This window comes from Halorientalis pallida (assembly GCF_049605515.1).
GTDB classification, from domain to species: domain Archaea; phylum Halobacteriota; class Halobacteria; order Halobacteriales; family Haloarculaceae; genus Halorientalis; species Halorientalis pallida_A.
This window is the reverse complement of sequence record NZ_CP187156.1, coordinates 41,289-67,611: the sequence shown is the minus strand read 5'-3', so window position 1 is coordinate 67,611 and position 26,323 is coordinate 41,289. Positions and strand designations below refer to the sequence as shown.

Annotated in this window: 20 protein-coding genes and 1 pseudogene; 6 read left to right on the top strand and 15 right to left on the bottom strand. The window is 53.3% G+C overall.

Translation table 11 applies throughout. From position 1 onward, the window contains the following. Positions 1–516 precede the first annotated feature (516 nt). Entirely contained in the window at positions 517–702 is a 186-nt protein-coding gene (locus ACOZ4N_RS00240) for a hypothetical protein (protein WP_424016231.1), read from the bottom strand. A gap of 39 nt (positions 703–741) precedes the next feature. Then, a complete protein-coding gene (locus tag ACOZ4N_RS00235) occupies positions 742–927 on the bottom strand; it encodes a group I intron-associated PD-(D/E)XK endonuclease (protein ID WP_424016230.1) in 186 nt (61 codons plus the stop codon). Positions 928–1,693: 766 nt separating this feature from the next. Here ACOZ4N_RS00235 and ACOZ4N_RS00230 point away from each other — a divergent pair. Beyond that, positions 1,694–2,809: a hypothetical protein gene (locus ACOZ4N_RS00230; protein WP_424016229.1), complete on the top strand. Its 1,116-nt coding sequence runs from the start codon at positions 1,694–1,696 to the stop codon at positions 2,807–2,809. Between the two features lie 5 nt (positions 2,810–2,814). On the opposite strand, the gene ACOZ4N_RS00225 is transcribed toward ACOZ4N_RS00230, so the two are convergent. From ACOZ4N_RS00225 to ACOZ4N_RS00205, 5 genes are all read right to left on the bottom strand, one after another. Further along, positions 2,815–4,068 (bottom strand): hypothetical protein, encoded by a 1,254-nt coding sequence (locus ACOZ4N_RS00225; protein WP_424016228.1) that lies wholly within the window; start codon positions 4,066–4,068, stop codon positions 2,815–2,817. Beyond that, positions 4,004–4,525, bottom strand: a complete 522-nt coding sequence (locus ACOZ4N_RS00220; protein ID WP_424016227.1) for a hypothetical protein — start codon at positions 4,523–4,525, stop codon at positions 4,004–4,006. The genes ACOZ4N_RS00225 and ACOZ4N_RS00220 overlap by 65 nt, the downstream gene beginning before the upstream one ends. Positions 4,526–4,534: 9 nt before the next feature. After that, positions 4,535–5,047 carry a DUF4065 domain-containing protein gene (locus ACOZ4N_RS00215; RefSeq protein ID WP_424016226.1) on the bottom strand — a complete coding sequence of 171 codons (513 nt, stop codon included), beginning with the start codon at positions 5,045–5,047 and terminating at the stop codon, positions 4,535–4,537. Between the two features lie 262 nt (positions 5,048–5,309). Further along, positions 5,310–5,519: a PRC-barrel domain-containing protein gene (locus ACOZ4N_RS00210; RefSeq protein WP_424016225.1), complete on the bottom strand. Its 210-nt coding sequence runs from the start codon at positions 5,517–5,519 to the stop codon at positions 5,310–5,312. A 266-nt stretch (positions 5,520–5,785) separates the two neighbouring features. Continuing rightward, entirely contained in the window at positions 5,786–6,562 is a 777-nt protein-coding gene (locus tag ACOZ4N_RS00205) for a methionyl-tRNA formyltransferase (RefSeq protein ID WP_424016224.1), read from the bottom strand. Positions 6,563–6,645: 83 nt separating this feature from the next. Between ACOZ4N_RS00205 and ACOZ4N_RS00200 the strand changes: the two genes are divergently transcribed. The 3 genes from ACOZ4N_RS00200 (at position 6,646) to ACOZ4N_RS00190 (ending at position 9,280) form a co-directional block, all read left to right on the top strand. Further along, a complete protein-coding gene (locus ACOZ4N_RS00200) occupies positions 6,646–7,251 on the top strand; it encodes a hypothetical protein (protein ID WP_424016223.1) in 606 nt (201 codons plus the stop codon). Between the two features lie 227 nt (positions 7,252–7,478). Then, the gene (locus ACOZ4N_RS00195) at positions 7,479–8,981 is read left to right on the top strand and encodes a lamin tail domain-containing protein (RefSeq protein WP_424016222.1); all 1,503 of its coding nucleotides are present in this window, start codon (positions 7,479–7,481) and stop codon (positions 8,979–8,981) included. After that, positions 8,978–9,280, top strand: a complete 303-nt coding sequence (locus ACOZ4N_RS00190; protein WP_424016221.1) for a DUF3006 domain-containing protein — start codon at positions 8,978–8,980, stop codon at positions 9,278–9,280. The genes ACOZ4N_RS00195 and ACOZ4N_RS00190 overlap by 4 nt, the downstream gene beginning before the upstream one ends. A gap of 1,065 nt (positions 9,281–10,345) precedes the next feature. Here ACOZ4N_RS00190 and ACOZ4N_RS00185 read toward each other — a convergent pair. Beyond that, the gene (locus ACOZ4N_RS00185) at positions 10,346–12,871 is read right to left on the bottom strand and encodes an N-6 DNA methylase (RefSeq protein WP_424016220.1); all 2,526 of its coding nucleotides are present in this window, start codon (positions 12,869–12,871) and stop codon (positions 10,346–10,348) included. Between the two features lie 34 nt (positions 12,872–12,905). Beyond that, positions 12,906–15,203 (bottom strand): pentapeptide repeat-containing protein, encoded by a 2,298-nt coding sequence (locus ACOZ4N_RS00180; protein WP_424016219.1) that lies wholly within the window; start codon positions 15,201–15,203, stop codon positions 12,906–12,908. Positions 15,204–15,611: 408 nt separating this feature from the next. Between ACOZ4N_RS00180 and ACOZ4N_RS00175 the strand changes: the two are divergent. Next, positions 15,612–15,918: pseudogene (locus ACOZ4N_RS00175) on the top strand (type B DNA-directed DNA polymerase); the annotation flags it as partial. Positions 15,919–15,947: 29 nt separating this feature from the next. Here the strand turns inward: ACOZ4N_RS00175 and ACOZ4N_RS00170 are convergent. The 3 genes from ACOZ4N_RS00170 to ACOZ4N_RS00160 all read right to left on the bottom strand — a co-directional run bounded on the left by ACOZ4N_RS00170 (position 15,948) and on the right by ACOZ4N_RS00160 (position 19,796). Further along, on the bottom strand, positions 15,948–16,211 hold the full coding sequence (locus tag ACOZ4N_RS00170; RefSeq protein WP_424016218.1) for a hypothetical protein: 264 nt from the start codon (positions 16,209–16,211) through the stop codon (positions 15,948–15,950). A 101-nt stretch (positions 16,212–16,312) separates the two neighbouring features. After that, on the bottom strand, positions 16,313–17,581 hold the full coding sequence (locus ACOZ4N_RS00165) for an McrC family protein (RefSeq protein ID WP_424016217.1): 1,269 nt from the start codon (positions 17,579–17,581) through the stop codon (positions 16,313–16,315). Between the two features lies 1 nt (position 17,582). Then, the gene (locus tag ACOZ4N_RS00160; RefSeq protein WP_424016216.1) at positions 17,583–19,796 is read right to left on the bottom strand and encodes an McrB family protein; all 2,214 of its coding nucleotides are present in this window, start codon (positions 19,794–19,796) and stop codon (positions 17,583–17,585) included. A 411-nt stretch (positions 19,797–20,207) separates the two neighbouring features. Here ACOZ4N_RS00160 and ACOZ4N_RS00155 point away from each other — a divergent pair, with 411 nt between their 5' ends. Further along, a complete protein-coding gene (locus ACOZ4N_RS00155) occupies positions 20,208–20,558 on the top strand; it encodes a hypothetical protein (RefSeq protein WP_424016215.1) in 351 nt (116 codons plus the stop codon). 45 nt (positions 20,559–20,603) lie between these two features. Here the strand turns inward: ACOZ4N_RS00155 and ACOZ4N_RS00150 are convergent, their stop codons facing one another. The 3 genes from ACOZ4N_RS00150 to ACOZ4N_RS00140 all read right to left on the bottom strand — a co-directional run bounded on the left by ACOZ4N_RS00150 (position 20,604) and on the right by ACOZ4N_RS00140 (position 26,017). Further along, complete coding sequence (locus ACOZ4N_RS00150) at positions 20,604–21,173, bottom strand: hypothetical protein (protein ID WP_424016214.1); 570 nt, start codon at positions 21,171–21,173, stop codon at positions 20,604–20,606. A 468-nt stretch (positions 21,174–21,641) separates the two neighbouring features. Next, the gene (locus ACOZ4N_RS00145) at positions 21,642–22,958 is read right to left on the bottom strand and encodes a hypothetical protein (RefSeq protein WP_424016213.1); all 1,317 of its coding nucleotides are present in this window, start codon (positions 22,956–22,958) and stop codon (positions 21,642–21,644) included. A gap of 131 nt (positions 22,959–23,089) precedes the next feature. Then, positions 23,090–26,017 carry an AAA family ATPase gene (locus tag ACOZ4N_RS00140; protein ID WP_424016212.1) on the bottom strand — a complete coding sequence of 976 codons (2,928 nt, stop codon included), beginning with the start codon at positions 26,015–26,017 and terminating at the stop codon, positions 23,090–23,092. Positions 26,018–26,323: the final 306 nt, after the last annotated feature.

Genomic DNA, 26,323 nt, shown 5'->3' with positions numbered 1-26,323 from the left:
GTTCTAACAAATGGCAGAACCAGCTCTCCTCGCGCTCGTCGTGATCCGCGCGATAGCAACGCTACTCTCGCTGGTTGTTCAGCTGAGTGAACACGGTATCAGCGTCGAGGTGACGATCAAGCGCGGATGATATGCGTCGCTAGGCCGTCTTGTGGTTGGGCCTGGTACAAGTAAACCAGGTCCCTCTGCAAGCCCGTCTATTCCTTCTCAAGCAGATCTCTATAAAACTTTGGTAGTTTGCAAGACCCAACACTAACAGACATGAAGGCCTGTTAAAACGTCCGAAGACAAGGGGAAGAACAAAACGTAGCGCTGGGCCGTGAGCGAGCGCGCCCGGACGACGACTCCCCGTACACGTTCTCGCGCATGGTACCCGTGTCCGGGCCGTGGCTTGCCAGCTAGTCCCAGCACCAGCGCGGTGTGTGGGCCCATTCGCAGCACGGCCGCCGGACGCGTGTGAGAGTATGACTGCGAAAGCGTAGTCGACATCGACACACCAAGACAAGTCAGTGCGAATCAGACCCGCTGGACTGCCGCTGCAAACCGATAGTCGCTAATATGGTTCGCCCGCTCGCGATTCGCCTCAGACCCCATGTAGTCAAGGTCCGTGTAGGTCACGCGCTGGGGCTTCCCGCTGGCCTCAGATACCGGGATATAAAACGTCGCCACCTCGTCCTCTGAATAGCCGGCGAACAGGTCCACATAGGCCTCGTCGTACTGCTCAGCATCGGCCGGGATATACTACCGGTTTCCCTCCTCCTGCTTTGCGGTTTTCACCTGAATCCGGTATAGCTCGCCGTCCCTGTCGGCGATGAGATCGTATTGATGCTCGTGCCCGAACGGGAACGACACCCCATACCCTTTCATCATCAACTCCGACGCGACGGCGACTTCCGATTGTTCCCCTTGCCGCGGGCTTGTGTCCATGTTGTGCGTGTCTGCTGTGCGCTGTTAAATAGTCCCCGCACCGACAGATCCTGACGGTGTCTCAGTCGGGAGCCGACTGAAGAGAGCGATTCGCGGCCGGTGCTGCAGGGAGGGGCGATAGCGCTGCCCCTTAACCAACACACGCCCTGAACCCGCCATATGTTGGTTAAGGCACCCCACCCCGAGCGCGAACGCCCTGCCCCGACACCAGACTCCATAACGACTAAGCCGCCGGCCGCAGCCGGCTGGCAATGATGCCCTCCACCCTTCCCGCGCTGGCCCGTCAGCAAGCGCGCCCGTAATACGACTCACGCCTTGCCCGCACACGATATCTTCCATGCCACCCGCGTCCGGGCCGTGGCCTGCGAGCTAGCGACCCAGCACCCGGCGAGTGTCGACCAGGAGCTTCTGGCCGCGGCCGCGTGGCACCACGATATCGACCATCCACGCGAACGCGTCGGCAAGTCAGTGCGATCGAGCACTGCCTGTGCGCCCACAGCATCCGCGCGAGTTCGCCCACACCGGAGATGATCGAGGGCACAACTCCTCTGTGATGCGTGGTGGAAACCACTTTCACCGCGGCAGGCAACTCCTTATGCTCCCACAGAAACGACCAATGCAGTAACAGATGCCGTGGATCGGAGTCCACAACGGGGAGAAAAAAGCACCGCGGCAGGTTCCCGAACAGACACCGGTGACCTGCCCGTCGTGTGCGGGGGAGATGGTCGTGCGGAAACGGTCATCCGATGGTCGGGCACGCCATTTCATGCACACAGGGAACCACGACAGCAGTGCCGGTGGGGGTGGCGGGGGCGGTGGAGCCTGTGCATCGGTTGCGGAATCTGACAAACACGCCAAATGGAAATCGTTGGCCGCCGACCGGCTGGAACACGTCTTCGAAGATCGGGCCGCCGACTGCGAGATGGAGTATCGGCTTGCTGCGCCACAGACTGAGAAACAGCATCGTGATGGTGACGCCGCCGTCATCTTCACTTCACCCGATGCACAGCTCGGGACTGGCGTCATCATCGAGGTCCAGCACAAAAACGAGTCCAAAGACAGGCGCGAGACGGTCCTGGACTATGACTCACAAGGGTTCGCAACCGTTTGGGCCACTGCCGAGGACTTTGCCGATGACCGCTGTCGGCTTACCGAAGCAGACATTCGAAAACGGGCCCACGAGGCAGTCTGGCCCTGGACGATCCCCGAACAGGAAACGTGGCCCGCGTACGAGTGCAGCGTCGATCGTACCCGTGCAAACGTGGCAACACAGATGCTCGTTGAGCGCGAGATCGAAATCCCGGCGACGTTGCCGCCAGAGTGGTATGACGATCTCGCACGCTGGCTCTGGCAATGGCAGGACTGGGAGACGCTTTTCGATCCCCCCGAGGACCATACGGACATTTGGCCGTACGCGAAGGTCCCTGCGACACTGCCACCCAAGTGGCACGACGAGCAGGCACGCCAGTTATGGCGCGGCACCGACTGGTCGAAGCTCGTTCGTGGGACCGATGGCGATCGACATGGAGGAACCGGACAGACCCGGGCGATAGATCACATCGTGTCGCTCCGTGATAACCGCGAAGTCCCAATCGAGATCGACATCGCCTCATTCATTGACGAGGCGCATTGGCGGCTCTGGTGGCAAACAGGCACCGGAACCCAACGGACTAAAGAGGTCGATATCGACCTACCACCGACGCCGTTTGATGATGTCCAGTGCCACGAGTGTGAACACTATATCGGGGCCGAGCAAGCGGGTGGACGGTGTTCAAACTGTGGGACGCCATATGACTGGGTCTGGAATGTCGAAACAGGTCGCGTGTCAAAATCGGCGGTCCCTGTCGAGATCGACCTCCTAGATATAGATCCGCTCCAGTAGAGAGGTTATGAAGTAACGTTCTCGATAGCGTGTTTCCATCGCAGTAGATAGTCAAGCTTCTTTTTTTGACCAACCTGATTGGAACGGCCAAATGCCGAAGCATACTTAGAGTGGTCACGCTCCAATTCAGACAGCGTTTCGTCAAGTAACTGTGATTCAACGGTGCGGATTTGATGCCACCGAACACGGACGTGGTGTTTTTTCATCGGTGCCTGGACGTTCTGCTCAGGATCATTAGCCAGTTCCGCCAGATCGGACCAATCGTCGAACTGCCGCGAGCAAACGTCACAGGGGCACATCTCTGCGTCCACACGCTGTTGAACGTCGACAGCGGCGACCGGCTTCAGGAAATCTTTGACCCCATCGAGGTAGTACCGGGTCGCAACTCCAGAGCCAGATGTCCGTTCCCGTCGTTCGCCGCCCTCTTCACCATACATCGTTCCGTAGGTGGTGCCAGAAAGCCCCAGGTGGGAGAGCATCATCGCAAAGTAATCACCGTAAAAAAAGTGCGGAGCAATCCCTGCCTCAGCCAACTCGACGATAAGCTCAGCGGCGTGGGTGTAGTGTGACTCGGCAGTCTCGTGCTTATCGAGATCCTCAATCCAGACGAAGCATTCTGAGAGATCATGCTTCAACAGCAGATCCGCGAGGGCTTCGGGGTTTGTCTCCTGTGCGATGAATGACGGAGTCACAAACAGACAGGGCTTGAGCGGGAGGTCAGAAGCATCCACAGCAGCTGATAGAATTGTATCGTTTGTCTGGAGGTCGGACTCCTGGCTGATCTTGTGGTACCAAGGAATGACCGCTTCCGGCGCGTATGATTCGACATCTTCGATTGGATCATAGCGATCGCGCTCCTCAGTCAGCTGATCGATCACGAAGTTTTCTTGAAACTCGACGGAGGCTGCTGTCAGGGATTCAATTTGCTCCGGAGGTAGATGCGCAGCACTGACGTTCGAGTTGTTCTGAAGCAGCTTCTCCAGCGGATCGCCAATCGCTTCAATATATTTCAGATGCCAAGACCGGATATTGCCTTTTTCATCTCGAAAATTATCACCAACACGGAAATCGGACAGCGTTGGGTTGAGGTAGTAGCTGACACCAGCTTCGTCAGCGTAATTCTGGAGGTTTGAGGGGAGAGCTTTCCGATTTGCGGTAAGCATCCGAGCGGGGATAACCAGCGAGTCCAGATATTCAGTCGAGGAGGCGATGGTGTCCTTGTCGCTGGGACTGTTGTACCGGAGGGTCGCTTCGAACATCGTCAATCAATTCGAATACACTACTCCTCTTACAAAGTTGTTGACTATTTTTCGATGGCGGGGAGTAGATCCGAACACGATCATCCACGCCAATCAACCCGATATCGAGATCGGCAACGCGGTCAATCAACGTCTCTGTGACATTCGACTCCCAGACAGACAGAAACGAATAATCAACGTAATCCGCGTTCCGACATGCTTGTTCGATTCCTTTGCCTACGTTGCGAGATTTGAGCTCAATCGCAAGCGTCGTATCACGCTTGGCAGCGACGATATCGATCGGGTAGCAGAAGATATCGCCTTCTGTGGTATAACTGATTTCGTGACGGTCTAGATAGTCGGTGACAATGCCGAGTTGGTATTTTTCTGGAACGTAGTAGGATTCGTCGTTCTCAAGTGCCTCTGCCCACCTGCGTGTGTACGCTTCCGACGCGGAATCGAGTGGTGTTTGACTCATCAGACAGCGTTACTCAGCCGCCATTTCAATCTCCAATTCATCGATGATTTCCGAGTCAGCTGCATACTCGGGATACTCAGTGTACACGTACTTGAGGAGGTCCTGTAGTTCCAGTGAATTATATGTTGTTACTGTGTCAGACAGTTCGTCGCAGTATTCGGGCTCGAGTTGGGATTCCAACTGGGCAGCTATTTTCTCGCCTTTCGCTGTGATCGTAAACCGTTGTTCGGCGAATTCTGAATCGGTGGGGTTGGGATCAGCACCGGGGAGTGGTTCAGTTTCGATTGCGTCTAGAGATAGGAGAAATTCCAGTTCTTCGTAGACGTGCTTGGAGAATGGGCCCATCTTGTAGGGAGCAAACTCAAACGCAATATCGTTCTCATATGCCTGGAAGAATTCCGTTTCCTGCTCGATCAGAAAGAGCAGCTTTTGGAGTTTTGTGACACCCTCAATGGCCTCAGCGTACGAAAAAACGAGGAAAACAACGTCAGTCCGGCGGTCTATTTTGTCAATGCGGGCCATTGGGATGTTCCTATTGCGTTGTTTGTCGCGCCTGTATTCAACCTTTACAGATGCCGCGACCCGCTACCGTTGTTCAATTCCGTCACCAAGCGCGGCCGCCGCGAGATCGAGGTGCGTCGCGAGTGGGAGCAAGACCACCTCGACTGGTAGGCACCCGCCCAGCCAGCAGCGTCCTGGCCTCGATCCGACCGCCGTGGTCGAAACAGACGCTCACACGCGACGGTCTGGGACTCGCTGGGTTTGCGGACGATCAGGAAATCACTCAAATCGCCAATGCAGCGTGCTGGAACGCGGAGCCGGCCGTTGTCAGTTGACTCAAACCTGGAAGTCGAGGAGTCTGCAAGCGCAACGAGCACCGCTTCGATTGCGCTGTCTTGGCATCCAAAGTGAGGTTGTACACGTGTCCGAGTTCTTCCCCATCCGTGCTGAGGACCAGTTTGTTGGAGATCTGTTTGGCGAGTACCACTGCCATAGCCGCCAGTAGAGCGGTCGCTGGCAAAAATCGTCGGGTATAGGACTGCTGTGGCGGGTATTATGGACCAGTTCGCAGGCTACATTTAGGACCGCCCGGCGAACGGTCATTACAGTGCGTATATCCGGTATGCTTTGTGGTCAGGGTAAGTGAGTAGGTTCGGTCAGTACAGGTAATCCACATACCGACACACAGTACGGATCTGCCGACATTGTGTCAGAAACCCCGTGCGAGATACAGAGAGCATATCGGTCATAGAGAGTCCATTAAAGAAACGCGTTCCCTCGCTCGTAGAACAGCCGTCGCTCCTCGGGGGCCGGAAGCCCGTGGTAGTCTGCAGGGTTTGTCTCATTAAATCGCTCGGCTGGCAATTCGGGATATGCGGCAAGCAACTCAACCGCAAGTGAGGCACCCGCCTCAGCGAGTTTGCGGTACACTGAATCGACGGTGTCAGCGTCGTCGAGGGGGAACGCCTGCTGGGCAAGAATCGGGCCCGCGTCGAAGCGCTCGGTCATGCGATGTGCTGTGACACCCGTTCTGGCGTCGCCGTAGAACAATGGCCAGAAGGCAGTCGCCCGGCCACGATACTTCGGCAATAGCGACCCGTGGAGATTCACCGCGTCGTCGGCACTCTCCAGCACCGGCCCGGGCAATCGCTGGCCCGCCACGATCGAGAGCAAAAGATCCGGTTCGGAGGCCTCCATTCGCTCGATGAAAGCTGGGTCACTCACGTCGGGGATGCGCTCGACGGGGACGCCATAGGCTCGCGCGACCGCCGAAACCGAGTGATACCGACCAGTGACGCGCCGGGCGACTTGCCCGGGCAGTGCGTCGAGCGCCCGACTCCGTCCGTAGCGGAGCGCCATTCGGATGCCCGCGCTGGCACCGTACATACCTGCCTGCGAGCGTAGTTCCTCAACAGTGGATGTATCGAAGGGTGCGATGACGACCTGGTCGATGGTGTCGGCGTGGGTCTCAAAGATCGGCTGGAGGTACCGAGGGAGATAGAGTGGTTCCGCACTCGTGAACAGGACGACTCGCACAATCGAGGGAGGATACCCTGAGGCGCATATATCTTCTGCTCGGTTGGCACAAGGCCTATTCCATCCGCTTTGAATGCGCAACTATGCCCCCTCTCTCCACGGGCAACGCCCTCCGCGTGGTGTTCAGAGACGCCTGTCGGGCTGTCGGTGTCCTTTTCGTCGGTGGCCTCGCCATCGCCGTACTGTCGCTTTGGCACAGGACCATCTCGTCGATTCAAGCAGCTAGAGACGGACCCGAAGCTGAACCGCGCAACAACCCCGAAATCATCGAGTACGAATTCGACTGGTATCGGTATATCAAGGCCTTCGACGCCCATCACGGCCCTGGCGGAGGGCCCGACCGAGCCGTCGATTCAGGGGTATTCGTCCGCGGACTGCGCGTGTGGCTGTCAAATCGCTGTCTCCGAGGCTACACACTCGAAAATGAAGTGTACGTATGCCCGAAGGCGCCCCGGGTACTGCGCGTCCACCAGGCAGGCCACGCGCCCGCGTTCGGGAAGGGGTGTGAGACGCTGGTCCAGCCATATCGCGAGAACGGCGGTCTCGACGACGAACCGCTCTACACTTTCGATGTGATGCTTCCGGGCAACTTCCCGCATACGTTGCTCCGTCTGCGCGACCCACGCGGACTCACGGACAGATATGAGGCGTGGCTACGAGACGGCAATATCACCCGAGTTCGGGCTTGAGGGAAACCACTGTCGTCACCGCTCATCTGAACTGAGCCTCTGTATTAAACAACACAGAGAATAGCAACAGTATGCATTTTTCAGAATCTAACCATCACTGGTCGAACAGCTATAACCGAATTCGACTGGCATAGCGAGACGATCTCTTGTACTGGTTCCGGTACCGACTTTTTTGGACGGTCACCAGCGCCAGCAGACCTATTCGCCTGGCCGTCCCCTTCGAACGTATGCGACGATGGGCTGTTATCGGTCTCGTTGCCTTGCTGGTCGTCCTCGCCGGGTGTGGGAGTACGACACCCAATGCGACGGAAACGACACCAGCAGCGACAACTGCAGCGGCTGGGGGCGACACGACGCAGGAGTCACCAGGCGATGACTCGACCACTACGACACCAGCCGGAGCGATACCCACGACTGGCTCGCTGTCAGTCCACTTCATCAACGTCGACCAGGGGTCGAGTACACTCATCGTCGGTCCGACCAACGAGACGATACTCGTCGATAGCGGCGACTGGCAGGACGACGGGGAGTACGTCCTTGAGTATCTGCGGGCCAACGATATCGACCGCATCGACCATCTGGTGACGACCCACGCCGACGCGGACCATATCGGTGGGCACGCGGCAGTGATCGACTACTTCGAGACCGAGGCCAACGGCGTCGGTGCTGTGTACGATCCGGGCATCACGTCGAGTAGTCAGACCTACGAGCGCTATCTCGACGCCGTCGAGGAACACGACGTGACGCTGTACGAGACGCGAGCTGGTGATAGCATTGCGTTCGAGGGCGCATCGGTTGACGTACTGGCACCACCAGCATCGTATGTCGCCAGCGGAGACCGCAACGAGAACAGTATCGTTCTTCGGGTGGCTCATGGCGGATCCAGCTTCCTGCTGCCCGGTGATGCTGGCCGCGAGGGTGAGGAGTATCTCGTCGACGAGTACGACTCGCCGTTGAACGTGACGGTCCTGCAGGCGGGCCATCACGGCAGTGATACGAGTTCGAGTGCAGGGTTGCTGAACGCAGCCACGCCGTGGGTGGCGGTGATCTCCAGTGCTTACGACTCCCAGTACGGCCATCCCGACGAGGCCGTGCTGGAGCGATTCGACTCACGGTCGATCCAGACCTATTGGACCGCGACCCACGGTGACATCGTCCTGACCAGCAACGGGACGGCGATCACAGTCGCCACCCAGCAGGCGGCTCCAACGTCACCACTGGAATTACGCGCCGGTGACGCGATCGCACCTGGTGCTGGCGGTGCCGTCCAGCACCGAACAGTGGTCGATCTCGATGGAACTGAATCCATCGCGACCGACGGTGGATCGGACACGCCGACGGACACGCCGACAACGACGCGGACGCAGACGCCAACCTCGACGCCCGAACAATCCGGCGGTGCATTGGCAATCACCGCGATTCACGAGGATGCTGCCGGTGATGAGTTCGACAACCTGAACGACGAGTACGTCGTCTTCGAGAACACTGGTGGCGAGCCACTGGAGCTGTCCGGCTGGACTGTTTCGGACGCCGCCGATCACACCTACACGTTCCCGTCCGGGTTCACGCTGGATCCGGGTGCCGAGGTGACGGTGCATACCGGGAGTGGCCAGGATACTGCCACGGATCTCTACTGGGATTCGGGCAGTCCGATCTGGAACAACGGCGGCGATACGGTTACCGTCCGAGATGATGCGGGTAACATCGTGATCCAGGAGGAGTATGCATGATCGACGACGGCACCTACACGGCGGCAGTGGACCGATTCGAGGATGACCTCGCGGTACTGCTGGTCGAAGATGAGAACGACCCAATCGGGGAGTTGGTCGTCGACGAAGACGAACTTCCAACGGACGGCCAACACGTCGATGCAGTGATTACCGTAGCGGTTGAGGACGGAGAACTGGTCGAGGCACGCTACCAAGCCCAAGAGACTGAGGCTCGGAGTGAAGCGGCCCAGTCCCGGTTCGATCGGCTGTCGGAGCGACCGCCCGAGACTAGTGATGAAAACTCGGAAGATATGGAATAAAGCCGCGTGGCCGTTCGCTAGTTATTTCTCGTAAAAATCGCCAGCGCCAGCCGTAGGCACCCAGCTGGAAGCTTGAAGCAGCGACAGGTGAGTGGATACGTACGAGGTTCGGACAATAATGCGAGTGACGACGGCCTCTTTCGAACGGGAGGCCCAGGCGTTGTTCGCTATGTATTCCACTTGGTCAGAAAACACGGATAGACAGCCCCACTAACGATATCTCGCATGGTCATTTCTGCTTCCCTAAGTGTCCACTGTGAATTGACCGTCTCGTCGACCAATAGGACGGGATCCGAACCAACAGCCTCTGTCACTTCGAACGCTCCTTCCACGTTCCAGCGTTACTGGTACGAATTGGACAGTTCGTGTTGGGTATAGGTCTGATTGACTTTTTGGAGGCCTGTTTCAAAGGGCGATCCCAACTCGTCTGCGATTTGGGACGCCAAATCAGCAATTTGGGCATTGTCTTCCTGTGATGGGACAGCCGTCACCCACGTTGGCACCGGTGTCGGCTCCCAGACGGTCTGGATGTGTTCAACCGCAGCTTCGACCAGTTCCTGACCGTACAGTTCACCGCTGCTATGCTGTTGGCGTACGAGTTCACCGAGACCGGGATCACCATAGACTGTCAGCGCACGTCCATATTCGGGTTTGCGAGGAGGGAATCTTTGAGCGGCCACCGTCGCGATCTGGATCGTAGTCCCGTGCAGAAATCACACTCCAGGATGCAGACTGATAGTGTTCGACAGCTTCTTCGACAAGTACCTTGTTTTGAACGGTGGTTCGAAAAACTCGCCAGCACAGTTTGCTCAGTGACCACCCGCTGTCTCCATCGTCCCGTTGAGAGCGTCGATGACCCGCGGACGAAGCGGATTATCTACCCATACCTCTCGAAAATAAACAATAAACCCTTCTCGACACAGAGGTGACGAGTCGGGATCGAAGGTATTCGCTCGCCGATTCAGCAGCGGCGTCGCTGATGCAGTGACCGTGGTGCCGTCGCCCCGATATTCTCAGAGCAGGTGTTGATGATTCCCACGTCAAGCCTATTCGCCTGGATTAGAATTAGTCAAACCGAATTTGATTCCTGAAAGCGTCATATTGATCAATTCCAACGATATTTGCCACATGACGGTCCAGATCCTCTTGTGCTTGAGCGGAGTTATTTGCAGCAAGTCTCTCGAAATGTTCGGCCAATTCATCCCACTGTTCTTTCGAGAATTTCGTTAGATCTGGCAGTTCAATATTTTCGAGGTCACCCACGGTGGCTTGTACAAAGCCAGATTCAGATCGAGTGCTTCGAGCGTAGAGGTCGAATTTTACTGGTAGAGAATTAAGAAGTGCTGTTAAGCCCTTTGTGACTTTGCTTTCCTCAACTTGAGTATCCAACTTCTCATAGTCAATCTGCAATCCCAAGTATTGGCTAGATATGTAGACATCATGATCGACGTACATTGCCACCGGGATCGACGATGCAATTTTTGGGAGAATAATATCTGGGACCTTTTGCGACGGCAGCTGGAACCAATACTCCCGACGATCTAACGTCGAACGTTCGTGATATCCTTTCTCAATGCCAGTCTTGAGATAGTCCGCTAATGCTGGGTCTACTTCCTGTGTGATCAAAGGTAACATCTCCTCGTCTTCCATCCCAGGATCGACGGCCTCAACAACCTCATCCGGCACCCAGAGAGCACTCTGTAGTTCCGTATCCGAAGTTCTGAACGTATCTTGGTTCACAGTTTCGACAAGAGCATCTCGGATATAATCATCAAGCTCTGTTCGCCAGTCGTCATCCTCCTGGAAATAAAAGAATTCGTTAGCCCCGGAAATCGCACCTATCCTTATTGAACAGAATTCGTCAAGCGTTGCGGTCGTCTTCTCCTTCCATTCAAAATAGACCGGTGGCGCTTCGAAGTACTGCCACCACGATTCGTCAGCAACGATTTCCTCCTGATCAAATTTTCGCTCACTTTCTACCAGCTCCTCAGGCAAGGAACCAGAAATATTGGTTGTGAGGTCCAAATTGGCTGTATTATTACGGGTTTCAAATGCCACTCTATTCTGTCGGGATTGCTCCTTACAGAGAAACAAAAGAACGGCCGATTCTTCATGAGTGTGGGCGCTCTCCACGCGTAGGAGCCCATCTATCGAGAAGTTCTCAAGAAGGAACGCACGGAATTCCTCTGCTGAAGACTGTGTGAGCCAACCTGTTGGCAAATAGAAAGCAGCACGCCCTCCAACTTTGAGAAATTCGAGAGATCGACTGATAAAATAGAGCGACGGCTCGGTTCGTTTTGAAAGATGGGGTATTTCCTCAGTAATTGACTTCTGCATAGCAGTATCAAGCTGCTCTGGGCTGAGACGAGGGGGATCACATAGAATCACATTGGTCTGTGGTAGTTCTAGGGTAGTCCCTTTCCAATCAGCGTTGAAGGAATTAAGGGTGTGTCCCTCGATATCCGCGTCTCTGAAATCGGCACAGTAGATTTTTGGAACGCCCTCTAAGCCCCCACCATCCTGAAGAATCAGAGTAATAATGGCTAACTCGGTAGCATAGGGCTCGATATCGACACCATAGATTTCGTTGAGAGACGCAGTAGATGCCTCATCCGTCTTGACATCGAATGCAGAGGACAACAGTCCGCCAGTGCCACATGTTGGATCGAGAACCAACTCGTTTCCGTCAGTAATCGCATACGTTGAGAGGGCAAAACTGACTCCCTCTGGCGTGTGATAGTTCCCCAGAGCCGTACGTTGTGCCTCAGCATTTGCTTCTTGAAACACAGTCTTAATTACGCCATTAGCGAGTCCAGTGATCTCCCAGTCTTGAAGTAGATCCACATTCTCTTTGAGTTGCTTTTGTGCAGGGCCTGTATCCTTCAGGAGCTGGAAATACAGACTAGTTTCAGCGTCATTGTGTGGACCAAGCACCTCACCCAAAGCGAGTACCGAGTCGAGAATTTCCGTTTCAGTCTGTATTCGAGCGAGCGAACGTCCAGGCCGCCGAATACCTCGTTTATCTAAAACAGCGGCGAACGCCACACGATTTGCTATCGTGGCAGAGGCCAATTGTAGAAACTCCTGAAGTGTATGCCGAACCGGTACCTGCCACCCTGAATTTTCAGCCGTAAGTCCATCAATATATTTAGTTGAGTCAATTTCCCCAGAAAACGCGGTGAGTAGGTCCCTGCGAGTCTGATGAATCCAATCGTGGAGTTTCTTTGCCTGTTGCTCCCCGTCGAACTCACGGTATGTGGATATGACGCTCTTGATGCGTGAGACCAAATCGCGATCGACATCTTCAATTGAGCCGATAGTTTCAAGCAGAATCTGATCTGATTCTGCCTCACCCCGAGGCACTGAAGCAACACGAATTTCCTCTTTTGAAGACACTTCGAGAATATATATGTCACGGTCGCCACGTGTATCAGGCAATATTTCATCTACATCCAGTTCCGCACTATCGTGGCGAACCAAGACAGCCAAAAGGTAGTCATCAGCCTCGAATACACCGTCGACATAATCAAACTCCTGGGCGATTAGCCGTCTGACACGTTCAGCAAGAGCTGAATCGCCCGTCTTCACCATATTTTACCCGTTTTCGGGCGTGTCGTATAATTCTTCACCATGCTTCCTTGTTCCCGAGTACATAACCTAACAAAACCACCAGTACCATTCCAAGAAAACCCTCAACCGCCGCTAGGAACTGCCCTGCTGGCGTTATCGGGGTTAAGTCACCATATCCAATAGAGGAGAGTGTTATCGCACTAAAATACGCGCGTTCCCAGAATACAGCGAAAATGTTGCGATAGTACCTTGGTTCCAATATCCAATCACTCACCGGTCTAATCGAATCTCGGACTATCAAATGGCCCGCTTGACTCTGCCCAAGTGGGATCGGGGCAAATAAGATAGCCGATACTAACCATAACAGCAGGATGCATCCTGCCACCTTGTACGGACTAACTCCGTATCCGTAAACGAATTTTTTCAGAAGAGACGGAATATTTCCCAACTGCCTTGATGCGCGCCTGCTCTTCCGTCGTGCATCTTGGCTTCTATAGTAATATTTAGCTGCTCTATCGGTGATATTGTTATCAGCGAACAGCTGTTCGAGTCTTTTATATTGCTGACTAACCTGCTCATATTGTTCTTCAACATGCTCTTCAGTATCGGTATAAGATAGGTTTTTAATTGCACCCGACCAGTATGATCCAGCCGTACCCTCAGCTTCCATCGCTGCAATTTCGCCCCGTAAATAATGCGTCTCGATATCATCAGATCTTGATAGGAATCCTGCTGACCAAAACGGCGCTTCAGCCCCGAATACCGTACTGTGATTAACTGAGACTTTATCAAACGTTGTTTCAGGGATATCGACGTTCTCCGCTGATAGACCGCTTAGGTCACCACCATCGAACGTTGCCCCGCGTAGACGAACTGAATCAAACTGAGCCGAGCGCAGCAAAGCTGAATTAAAATTTGCATCGTAGAGTTCTAGAGCTTCGAAGCGGGAACGATGCAGATCCGCATCTCGAATTGTTAGGTCACGTAATCGACTGTTCTCAAACTCCTCCTCATTTCCATCACCTGCCCCACGAAGGTAGATTGGGGGGATTTCTCTGAAAGGAGCGTCTTCTTCAATCAAATTGTTTTCTGGGTCGCTTAGTGGAAGATCGTTAAGAGTCCAATTTGTGAGCGCCTCGTAGGCACCTTCGATCTCAGAGCGGAAATCCGAGACGTGAGTCCCGGAGTCGAAAGACACGTCAGCCGCTGGTTCTCGATCGTTGAGTCGCCGCTGTACCGTGCTGAGCGGCTCAGAGTCAACCAAGACCCCTTGCAATTCCGCCATAGGAAGAGCAGCACGGCCACCATCAAATGTGATTCCTCTACCAGAGTCAGTTGCGAACGTCATACCTAGTAGATCTACATCCACAAAGGAGAGATCAGAGAATGTTGGGTTTTCGTCAAACCTGACAAACAACATACTATCAGCGTCAACCGCCTCAATGTTCGAGAGATCACACCCGTCAAAATTCACATTCACAACAGTAGCTCCCGAAAAGGAGGTACCGTCATCGGGACTCTCAATCACCGCGTCAGTGAAAATCGAATTCGTTATAGTAGCATTAGAAAAGATTGCTTCGCTTATATTTAGTCCCGAAAAGTCACACCCATCGATATCTGCATTCGAAAAATCTGGATCGTGAAACCGATGGGCGCGATGAAAATCGACTCCAACGACCATACTATGGTTAAATTGTGGCTCTGTAAGCCTGGAATCATTAAAAACGGGATCAGTAGTGATCGTAGTGGATATGAAATTTGTTTGGTCTCCATAGACACCCTCGAAGACAATTTCACCGTCAAATGTGGCGCCACTGAAATCAGTATCATCAAGCTCTGCTCTAGTAAATATGATATCCTGGAGAATACTCGGAGGCTTGAATTCAAATTCTGCCCCAGCAAGCTCTGCTTCTCTGAATTCACATTCCGATAGTGTCGCAAACCTGAATGTAGATTCACGAAGATCCGTTCGAATTTTTGTTCCGTCAACAGTAGTCGTATTGAAATGTACACCCGAAAGCTTCGAACCACCAAATGAGACGTTATATAGTCCCCAACCACTGAAATCCAACTCACTTGTCGGGGAACCATCCAGCTGTTGAAACCTCGCCCCGTCAATTCGCTGTGGATCACCAGTCTTTCTCTCAAGTCCAGAAATATCACCCACAGCAGGATCATGCCAGAAGCAGGATTTAGTCAGTCCACCATCTGCAGGCTGACGACAACATCTTTGTTTAGAGTCGTCTACAGTCTCCCAGTTCTCGTTATTATGGTCAAGGAGACGACTAGATTCTGTATCTACCGAGATTTCGAATCCGCATATGTCCCCGTCAATGTCCGAATTCGGGGCCATATGCTGCTACCAATAGGGGGTTGACAATTAGGTTTTATGCATCTTCCAAAATCAGAGTTCGAGAATAGTCCCCTCTCAGCAAGAAATTCCAAAACCAATCATCGTTTGATAATTCAACAATTGTTGTTGAAGCATTTTCTACAGGGGGCCTAATAATCGTAAAAATCTTGAGTCTGTATCCAGAATGCTTCCTGTCTCCTACATTTCCTGAAACGCGGAAGCACCACGCCGCGGCTTATCAAGAACGTAGACAACTAATCGAATATTAGGGAACACTCAATGTCGAACCGATTGGAGGTGGACCAGCCGACATGGGGAGCTGACCGGAATCGGTCCCTCAATGACCAATCCGATCTGGCTACAAACAAGATGCCACTGCCGCAGCTCGACGTCGGCATCACGTCGCTTGACGGCGCCCACATCGACCGCTCACGCCACTCATTCGGCAGGCACGCCAGCTGTCGCACTATCCAGTCAGGGATCTCGTCTGTTTCAACGTCGACTTCTCACGAGAGTTCCGGGTTTGTCTTGTGACCGGCGTCGATCCGACCCCGGTGAGTGAGCTTTCGACGCTCCGGCTTAGCGTTCCGGTGACTGAAACGAGCAACGACATCTACGAAGAACTGTTCGCCGCCGTCGACACCGTCACTGGCCCGCCATTGGAGCTCTTGACAGCCGTGCAGGGGCGATCGACGCACACGTCCCAGACGTCTTGGATTTGGACGTGACCTTCTTGCCTGCTCCTCACTGCCAGTAGTAGCGGCTCTGGATGATCTTTTTGATCCTGAAGGTTGACTTCGACGGGACGTCGTATGGAGGATCATCGGGTTGGTCGTCGATCCCGTCTTCCTCTGACTCTTCCTCGAGGCGGGCCTCGCGAGCTTTGTGCACTGTCAGATCCCTGGCCCAAGATATGACATACTGGAGCTGGTCTGGAAAGTATTCGTTGAGGGTATCGAGGATATCTGTCGGGAGTTCCGCTGGCGGCGTCGGTGACTCGTAGGACATCAGCGTCTGTCTCGTGTTAATCAACAAAACGTGTATCGCGATAGAATTCTTGGTTATAAATGGCTAAATCGAGGATGGATTGTCAGTAAAGTGTTGTAACTTCATTGGAGCAACCTCTGGATCTCGGTTCGACAGAGATCTTTGATTTCCTTTTTGAAGCTCTCGTAATCAGTCGCACCCGTCGTTTGTAGTTCTGTAACCCGTAGTTGCTGTGGCTGATTACCTTCTTGCGGCTGCCGCCGCTGTTCGTAGTTTGCATTGATCCGCCCGGAGAGATCAGGATACACCAATAATCCAGGGACTTCAAGCCTGGACTGGTAGGCTGTCAATTGATATAGGTCCTCTCTGCTTGGCCGCGTAGTGTCCTTCCACTTAGCATCCCCAACAAGAACGATCTGATTGTCTGATTGATCTCGCAGGAAAAAATCCGGTTCTAACCGCTGGATTGGATTTTCATCAGTATCAGTTAAAAGATGTCCAATACAGGTTTCGCCACTACCACGTGGGTTTCCGTCCCCACGCACAAGATATGAAAGCGACTTGACTGCGAGTTCGACACCGCGATAAACAACATGCTCGAAGAGCACCTCGGTATCGATTAGCAGAGATTGGAAGCGCTGGTGGCCAATTCCTACATCTTCTATGAACTGCCGATCGAAAATCAGCTCGGCGAGCTGAAGGATGGGTGCATAGTGGTCATTCAGCCGTGTAAGCTGAATCTCCGTCGGCCTGGGAAGAGTTGCCTGTTCCGAGACTTTGCGTTGTATTTCACCATGGTACTGGCGCAAATCCCGGCGGAGATCTATATCAGAAACGAGCCCCAGGAGAACATCGGTCGCTTGGTAGAGGACCTGGTTGATCGGGATATCATGTGTGAGTTCATCATAACGACAAGCGAACTGTGTAGATCGGGGACCGTGTCGTTGAATCTGTTTTGTGAACTCCAGCTGACCCCGAATATACCCTTCATCGGACTGCCGCGTCCGATACTCCTTGTGAAGTCCCCGGCGGACAATCTGGCGCAGTTCGCTCAGGAACAGGCGACCGAGGAGGTCTACAAACGAATCACCAGTTACAAAGCTGGCATCTCGATCGGAGACGAGGTCTTCATCGAGGCGGCCAGCAAAGGCGAGGTAATAAAGGAGGTTACACTCGACTTTCGGCCTGATCTGCAGGAGGCGGCCAGTCGGTAATCCGATGACCCCCACATGATTACCTGCTTCAATCGTTGGCACCCCATCCCGCATAGTCACCCTTACCGCTGAAATCTCCGATAGAGCGGTGATATCTTCAGTTGGAAGGTCTGGCACTACTGTTTCGGTCCGCTCTTCGATGGTAAGTGGTTCGGGGGCGTGGTTATCGAAGGACATCTTATGTCTCGGCGTCAGTGAGTAATTCCTGGCGCCGTGTCACGAGGTCAACCAATTCTTCACGGAGGGCTGCAACACTGAATTCGGCGATGTCTCTGGTTTGCTGGTCAAACAGTTCGACATCATCTTTGCCGAAGACGTCTTCTTGCAGTCGATCGAACTCACCGAAGTAATACTCTTCCAGCAGTGGGAGGATGTCGAACCGCCAGACATCAGCAAGGGCTCGATCGCGTCCAACACCAGTTGCGTCTGCATTGGCCTCCCATTCGACGGGAAGCAGGTAGGTATGGCCGATCCGCTTTCCTTTGCCGAGTCCCGATGTTTCAGTAATGGCAGAATTGATGATTTCGAGTGCGAGCACTGACGCCGCTTGCAGGACATCCAGCTCGTCACTCCCAGACCGCACCAACTCGAGAGCTTCCGTTTTAGTGTCGAACGGGTAGCTCGTGGAGTTATAGAGGACCTCGTACTTCGGTGGGACTGTTAATGATGCAAACCGCCGTCGAAGTGCCGCATCAAGAAGTGCAATCGACTGATCTGCAGTATTCATCGTACCGATAACGTACACATTCGGCGGGATAGTGAATTCCTCGCCTGAGTGTGAGAGGCGTACTGAGTCTCCGCGTTTGCTTTGTTCGAGTAGCTTGATATTCTCGCCGAGAACCTTCGAGATGTTCCCGCGGTTGATCTCGTCGATTAGAAACAGGTACTTCGGCTCAGACCCGGGTACATGGGGTTGTGAGCGTTTGAAAGCTGATTCAGCTTCATTACAAAATTCCTTGAAGAGTCCGTCTTTTAGCCCATACTCCCCTGCTCGGGAGTCAGCGTCACGGGCCGCAGGTGACTCCCGATCTTGCTCACCTGTGAACTCGTCGATTTCTGTTTGCGACGACTCGCTTGGCGTGGCTCCATCATCATTATCCACAATAATGGTGTAGCCCTCGATGAAATCCTCGTAGGAGTATGATGGATGGAAGGTTACCGAGGAGATCCGTTCCGCTGGAGACTTTGCCTGCATCTGTTGGCCGGTCCACCAACGGGCGAACGAATCTGCCGTGAACGTCTTGCCGGTGCCTGGCGGACCATACAATATGACCTGGCCCTTGCGCTGCAGCTGACGCTCTAGGCGATGAGCCAGGTCGGTATCGATATCCCATTCATCGAGGTCCCAGTAGTCATAGCGAAGCGCACCCGTCGCCTCCTCGTAGAATCCCTCAATTGAGCCGTATTCTGCTACGATCGCGTCGAGATGGTTGTGAAGGTCGGTCCACCCGTCCAGGGGATGTCCGCTGTAGTCAAGCACATGTTCGTCCCAGAACCGGTCGAGATCAATTGTAGCATCGTACACCCGTGAAAGGTAAATTACGTAATTCCCTGGATCATCCGGATCGTACGATGGCCACACAGCCCTACTGAATTCTGCTGCTGATGGCCCAAGAATGGACGTTCCCATAACCTCCGCAACAGCCTCATACTCGCCATCGTAGAAGAATAAGATTAGATCACCACGTGAGACGGTATTTTCACCGACCGTACTGGCGCGATTCCCCCAAAGTCGGATATCGTCCCGATCAAATGTGACCTCGAGATACGGCTCAACTGTGTCTCTCGAAACGTCAGATAATACGGTCGCATCGAAATGCTCTCGCATATCAGTGGTCTTGTTGATTCTGATGGAGACGATTTTCCGGTCCGTCGGATCGGTGGACGCTTCAGTATTTGAACTCACGACGGATTCCTCAGTACCATTGTCCTTTCTTTCTTCACCAGCCATTTCAGTGGTGATTGTTTCCCCGACAGGAGCCAGCTCGAACCGGATCGCATCGCGAGGATTTCCTTTGGTATCTGGGAGTTCCACCCATTCAAAATCGGCATATTCGTACTGGCCGAGATACCGAACCTCTCCATCGCCTTCCATTTCAAACAGATGGAGTTCTCGATCATCCTCCTTGTGATCACGAATGGCCTTGTTCCCCCGCACAAATTCCATGTCGCCTTCCTGCCCTTCACCAGTATAGATCACCGTTCCATCCTTTTTGAAATCGTCCTGGTACCCATGCTGCTGCCCAGTGCCGCCAGTAAAGAGAAAGATGATGGGTTCGTCCCCACAGGGTGAGACGCCACTCTGTGGGTTCCCACCATATTGGTCGTGTAGATCACGCCGTCTATATGTCTCACCTAGATTGAAACGATGAGAGGGCTTGTCATCGGCCATATGTCCATCACATAGACGTCCCTGATAAATGGTACAGTAGCAAATCAGATTTTGTTCTATAAGGGGGAATTTACGTAACACTCGCATCAATTAATCGATGAGAATCTATCTAGCTGATACATATGAACTATAATTCACTAACCAGATCTGCCAGATATTGAATAGGTACGTTTGGGATTTTGAGTCTGGAATGCCAACTGACTGGGGACAGAATAGAGCACTATATCTATTGAAACTAGGAATAGCGATATCACAAGGAAGCATAAAGTGAAGTTGCCGTAGGATATTCGACAAAACATGGGTCTAAATGGCATTGCTAACTACGAGGGGTGGTTTGCCCTCCTACAACGAGAAGCTGAAGAACGTGATTGTCCAGTAAGAATCAGTAGAAGAGGGGGGAATCGAGCGCCAGTGTTCCAGGCAGCGGATGAAAGCTTCATCGGGAAAGTTCACTGTTCAGGGAGACCGGACCGAAATTACAGCTCTATTTGGGCAGATTTTCCTGAGGAAGCAGACTGGATTGAGGAATATCCCGACAAGAGAGTGCTGGGGATTTGGCTGGATATTAATGAAGCAAACCCCTCTCAAAGTGATTTCATCGAAGATAGAGACAATTTCATCCCAGTAACAGCGCAGCAGCTAACGAGACACCTGAACAATAGAGACGCGCTACATATCGAAGTTGAGTCAATTGCCGCTGATCGATACAAGATAGAGAGTACACCAGCCCACACCAACGACTGGTCAGTGATCTTTGAATAAGCAAAGCGCACGGCTCTGACTGAGATCGGAAAACGCGGTGTCGACTTAATTTTGACCACTCCGTACTGTCTTCAAAAATACACACTCAACAATCAAATCAGGACCGATACCATCCTCAACAACTACCTCAGGAATATCGAACGCCGCATGTATCTCATTCGTGGATTCAAACGATTTGAGCGGTGTTAGTGACTTTGCATACCGTCGTAACGCTCCGTCATACGACTCCGAAAGCATCGTCTCGTCCGGTTCGTCCAGATACTGGAAATCAATCGCATCAGAAAACAAACTAAAGTCGCCGACATACAATTTGCCTCCGAGTTGGCTGGCGTCGACGACAACAATCCCTTCGCGACTCCCGAGCGCGGACTGATCGTTGGGTGGAACCCACAGGAATTCGGTTGCCAGCGGTAGAGATTGATAAAGAAACACACATTTCTGACGGTTGATGGGTAACTCAATACAGTGGCGTTCCGCGATCGCAGTCAAATCCTGGGCGATGGATTGGCGAGAGTTCCCCATTATCGGCTGAATCCCCTCTCGGAGGATCGCGGGGATGTGTTTGACGTGTGTTGTGTGATAGAACAGCGACTCCGCTCGGAGACTGCTAGCCATAGTATTGTATTGGCACTGTTTATATATAATCGTGAACCGAGTCCATCAGTTATCTCAGTCTTCTAATGGGCATGAGTAATTGCCGTGAGTGTTAACTCATCCTCCTTGAGTGGCGTTCTGTGAGCCTAGTCGTTGCGGCCAAGGTGGGACCCGTCTAATCTGATAAGACCGTAGTGATGACTTCTTCGCTACGAATGGTCGCTGTCAGTCCACTGTATCGACGTCGACTCACGCCGACGCTGGAACCATTCGTGAGCACGCAGCAATGTCAATTACTTCAAGATCAAAGGCTACAGGGTCGCTGACGTGTACGATCCAGGTGTCAACCTAACTAGTCAGTCCTACAAGCGCTGTTTTGATGCCGTCGACGAATACAGCGTGACCCTGGAAACGTCTCGAAGTTGCTGAGGAGAGTACGACTGATATTCCGCATATCTATGTAGCCTCGATGCTGATTCGATGTTCAATCTAATCGATAATGAGCACGTCCTCGAAGTGCTCACGGAGATCGTTCGTCGAGCTTATAGCATGGTTTGGATGAAGGGTTCGTTCTATCAATTCATACTCCTGAACCAGGCCGCCAGTACACTGATCCGCAGGGTGACAAAAGAGCAGCTCTCCGGTGAACCCACCCTCAGGTGGCAGTAGATCGACCGCATACGAGAGCAACTGGCGATGATCGCTCAGCGTTGGCTCAGTCTTATATTTCGCATCTCCGACCCAGATGACAGTCCCGCGCTGTGCGACCGCGTAGTCTGGAACGCCTCGCTTTGCCCCAAGTTCCGGTTCGAGGTACTGACTGACGAGTCCGTCCTCTTCAACTGGCGAGTCAGTCTTGGGGGAGTCTGCCTGCTGGTTGTAGTAGAGTGTCACATCGTCGGGGAATTCGTACTCTCCTTGAATCCGTTGGATCGGCTTCCTACCTGTAGCCTCACTTAAAACGTCGACTAATACCCGGAGACACCACAGTTCGTAGGTTTTACTCAGTGGTTTCAGCGCAGTCAAAAAATTCGACGCTATCTCCAGTTCCAGGTTGATCTGTTGTAGAAACGCTTCCCAGAGATCAACGATGAGTTGGAAGGGCGGATCCGCGTCGTCCCGAACGCGCTGAAGAATCTGTGGATCTGTGAAATCGGTCTCTAGCGCGGCTTCGCGAAGTTCGTTGAAGACTGGCTGTTCAAGTACTTGTTCGTGATAGGCCAACTGATCGCCAAAGAGTTCTCGATAGTAAGCATGTGTCTGGGATAACTCTCCCATCGTTGCCGCAAGTTGGGTGTGGAATCTGACTAGAAGACGATTCTGCAGGCTATCATGTGTGAATCGAACTTCCCTGGACGCGACGAGCCCGGTCCGTTTCGCGCTCTCACGCATCGCATTTTCGGGCTGGATTCGGCCCTGTGGTGTTCGACTGCGTCGATCACGGTGCGTGACTTCGACTGGGGGTCGTTGGGCTAGCACAGCACTGGTTTGTTCAATCAGCGCTTCACTGACCGGAGCGATTCGAGAATAGCGGTCGAGACAGACGTCCGCACTCAATGGGAGGCTGGCGCTGATCGTGTCACCACCAAGTATCTCAGCCCAGTCCTGCACCTCGCGTGCTACCTTCAGGTACTGGTCCTCATCGAGTTTTTGCACACCGGAGCTGTTCTCATAGGGGGCGATCTTTGCTTCTGGCGTCAGCCGACCCACCCACCCGCCAGGATTGAATACATCCTCCGCAAACGAGGGTGCATCTTCCTCAATCTCGAGGACAGATACATCTCCAGGTTCCAGTTGCGTCTGCACATCTAGACTCTCTTGGATTGCTTCCGTAAACTGCGTAATTCGATCCCGAAGTCGCTGCCGCTTTTCGCTGGAAAGTTGGTCAAACTCGCCGATCTCATGGTCCTGATAGGTGCGAATCGTGATCGACATGCTCATCCGAAGATCCGGTTGGATTCAAGAGCCGCGGCGAGTCGTCCAGCGGTCTGATCAAGACCGAGTTCTTCTGTTAGTTTGATCACTTCGCGGAAAGATTTTCGTGTATTATTATCCTGATTGAGCGCATCTGCCTGCCGGAGTTCGCTCATGACTGTCTCAAACTGGGGGACCAGGTAGGCACAGCAGCCTTCATCCACAGTCGTTGCATCTGCTTCACCGGGGAAGGCCAGTTCATACGCCAGTACGTATGCGATAACATCCATCACGATCGCCTTCCCAATATCGACGACGTCTCGCTGAGTAGCTGCCGTCGCCACGGAAAGGACCGTCTCAATGCAATCGCCCCCCTCCAGCGCCAGGCTCCGGTCCTTGATGGCTGTCAGTGCATTCTCAATCCGGGGTGGACTGGCAAACTGAGGGAAAATCGCTGCCGGGTCGATTGCTGGAGTGTTATTCCTGGTCTGTCCAGACTGTTCGGTCTGTTCTGCATAGCTGAGTCGCTTTGTCGCCATCTCTTCGATCTGCATCTTAAGTTCAGAATCGATCGCAGCGAGTGCCCCAGTCGGTTCCAGAGAGACGTCTGTAAGTTCAATCTCACTTGTGTCGGCTGTGGATCCGCTTCCAAGTTCGGATGGCACTTCGACGAATGCAAACCGGCGGCGGAACGCGTACCCGAGCGAGAACAGTTGTGCGAGGTCGGACGTGTTCTGTGTTGCCAGAATCCGGAAGGCATTTGGCACTGACTGGGACGAATCGGCATAGGTGAGTTGTTTCTGTGCTCTGTAGTCGAGATCAAGCAAAGTGAATACATCGCCAAACGCCTGATCAAGGTTCGCCCGATTGATCTCATCTATGAGCAACCAGTTCGGGCGATTGCGCTGCTCGAGCGCGTTTTGGCAATCCCGTGCTGAAGCAGAAATGATACCCTCTTTAGCATGCCAATTGGCCCGCTCTTGTGCAGATTGATCTCCAGGTTCGCTATCGGGACCTGGTGCCCACCCACCAACAATATCGTAGTTCGTCCATTCGGCATTAGCAGTCTCGATGTTGGTCTTTGGCGGGTCACAGACGGCCTCAAGCAATTGTTTTGCCGTATATGTCTTACCAGTCCCAGGCGGGCCATAAAAAATGAGATTCCGTCCAGCAACCAGATGCGCGAACGCCTCAGTGTAACGATCAGCAGCCTCTCGGTCTAGTAACTGTGCTGCTGCCTGTACGCCGGGCCCGTAGTGCCACTGCAGTATCATCTCCAGATCGGCCTGTCGGATCTTGTTAATAGGCCGTCGGCGGATCTCGCCCTTCTCGATCAGTGGATTTACTGCTTCCAGTGGGACTGGGTCGATGAACGCTACGTCTTCTGTGGCAGCATAGAAGTGTGTCTCGTCATCAGCCCCTTCTTCCGTGATATCGGTAATGCGGCCTACTGAATCGAACACCCATCCCGCGTCCTGTTTCCGTAGACCAACGAATGAGACCTGGCCACTCTCCATTGCAGTCCGGAGTTGATCATGGCCGGGGCTACTCGTAGTGAAATGATAGTGAGACTCGATTTCGTCTTTATATCGTCCTGAGTCGGTGGCCAGAATGAAATGAGTGTCCGCATCATCAAGTTTAGACACACTAGTAGGGGCCACAGGGTCGGTATCTTCGCTCCTCTCGCTGAGCCCAAGTGGTGTGAACATGTCGTCGGTGTTGATTGTGGCCTTCTGTGTATTGGCAGGTAGTTGCTGGTCCCAGGTGTCTAAGGCCGTTTCGAGTAGATTCCGAGCGCCCCCACCCTGATATGTGACTTCTGGCCGGATTTGCTGGAAGAACCCGGTGACATCCAGTTTGTAGGGACTGTCGTCGCCTACACTGCTCGCAGCTTTAATCTGGTCCATGAACTCATCGTTCGGAATATCCAACTCCACCACTGGCGTCGTCGAAAAGAACAACTGATCGTATGATTCCCCCTCAAATATCGCACTGCCGATCTCCTCTCGGATGGGTTTGGGCAGATTCATCGGGACGACATCAATTCGTTGTAAATACCGGGCTGTTGTGTCTCCGCCTCCACAGACGTGTACAACCCAATCCCCTGGCCGAAGTGCCGCATACTCTCGATCGTTTGAACTCGGACTAGCCCAGGCGGTCAGTTGCTCAGATCTGAGAGCGCGTAGGACATTGGAATCAGTGACAGTGTGGTCCGTGACAATTTGTTGTAATTCTTCGCGAAGCTCCTCCGAAAGGGGCCCTCCAACACTATGCTCGAGATTATCGACGAAGGCACCTCCGCCACCGCCGTAATTCTCAAATAAGTGGTTGACTGTTGCCTGTTCGGGAGTAATTGCGTCCGGATCAGAGCACCGCGCTGCTGTGGATTCTGCCACTTTCTCTAATTGGTCGATTTCGATCGGAAGCAAGCCGTCCGTTGACTCCTCAAGATCTTCCACTGCATCTCGAATCTCTTCATACGTATCCCGTTTCTCCCTTACCTCGGTACTCTGGGAGAACTGTGTATCGGAGAGTGTGATGTCCACATCGCCTTCGGTCAAGTCGACCATCCAGCGCACCCACCGGTAGTGGCAGTCTTCAGAGCCACCCGGTGGGAACGTAGGGTCAAATTGATACGCACTCGCAACGACACCGAGTCCTTTTGGAGTAGCGGTCCCGTTTTTTGCGATAACGATATCTCCCGGTTCGACACTGTTGGCGAAGCGAAACAGCATGGCCGATTTGGTATTGCTATCCGGACTGGCCTCTGCTGGAGAGAAATCAAGCTCAACACGGCGTTTCAGTTCTTCCATTGACTGGACGCCGGTTAGGTCCCTGCATGAACGTTTATACCCGAGCGTGATAATTCCCGCATCTCGATAGGATTCCCAGTTTCCGTTTTCGCCAATTGCCCACACTGTTACGAGGTCGTCATCTAAATCGCTACTCATTCGCTGTCCAGTACTCCTGTCGGTTCAATAAAAGAAAGGGGTCAATCGATCAAGCAAATCGGTGAATGGCATTGTTGAATTTGCTCAGAAAGGGATGGATTGGATGGGATTCGTGGCATGATCGTTCAGCTTGGAACTCGACTGGGTACACACGGCACAACTGAAACGATATGCCCATCCACATCAGGAGTGTCCCACAATGGCTTCACTTCCTCCTGACAGCTTCTCAGTTAGTATCTTCTTGCCGCATCCATGACGCACCCTGTTTCAGTCACAGGAGGACTTTTCAGAACCGAACACACAATC